The 748-nt window shown below is 36.0% G+C and carries 2 pseudogenes; both read right to left on the reverse strand.

The window, feature by feature from the left end:
* Nucleotides 1–491, reverse strand: a pseudogene (locus tag HMPREF2701_RS01645) (CHAP domain-containing protein); the annotation flags it as partial.
* 11 nt (nucleotides 492–502) lie between these two features.
* Nucleotides 503–748 (reverse strand): annotated as a pseudogene (locus HMPREF2701_RS01650) (VirB4-like conjugal transfer ATPase); the annotation flags it as partial.

The following is a 748-nucleotide window of genomic DNA, read 5'->3' on the forward strand; positions in this document are numbered from 1 at the left end:
GCGGCCTTGACTTCTTTCTTAGCTTTTAATTCTTCTAAACTCTTCCCTTGAAAGAAAAAATTAGATTTTGCTTTCGATTCCTGACCGTAGAGAAATTTTTGATTGGTTTTTCTTTCTTTACGACTCTCTTTTCTTTCTTCTTTTGCTTCTACCTTGGCTTCCTTAAATTGCTTCTTGGCTATTTTCAATCGTTTCCTAGCATGAGGCAACCGTCTGTCTCTTAATTCTTTGCGATTCAAAAGAGATGGAGGACTATTTTGAAGAATATGATTGTAGTCTTCATTTGCTTGTTTTACTCTCTCCTTTGAAGCTTCTCTCATCTCCTCTAGCTTTTCTTTTATCTCTTTTTTCCATGCTTTTTCATCCAGTACAGCGGAATCTTTTTTCTGTTTCCTTACCTCCTTCTTTCCTTTTTTCAAGAATTTTTTCTCATCTTTTAGGCTTCTTCTAAATGCCTTTCGGGCACGTATGATTTCTCTTTTATCCTTCATTTACCTTCCCCTTAATTAGAAGCCATTTTATCAGGATCCGTACTCATAATATCAAACAATTGTGTACCTTGAGGAATCTTATTTTTAAAGGGTACGACAACGGAACCAGCTTTTATCAGTCCTGCCCCTTTTTCTGGATTGACTAGGTATTTTTCGAGTTCTTTTGACAAACCTAAGAGTTGAACTAGTTCTTCTCGGTCATTTTTTGCTTGCTTGAGGAGAATCATAAATTCACTATTTGCAATAATCCGTCTACC

Origin of the sequence: Streptococcus sp. HMSC077D04 (genome assembly GCF_001808785.1) — a bacterium.
Classification (GTDB): domain Bacteria; phylum Bacillota; class Bacilli; order Lactobacillales; family Streptococcaceae; genus Streptococcus; species Streptococcus mitis_BX.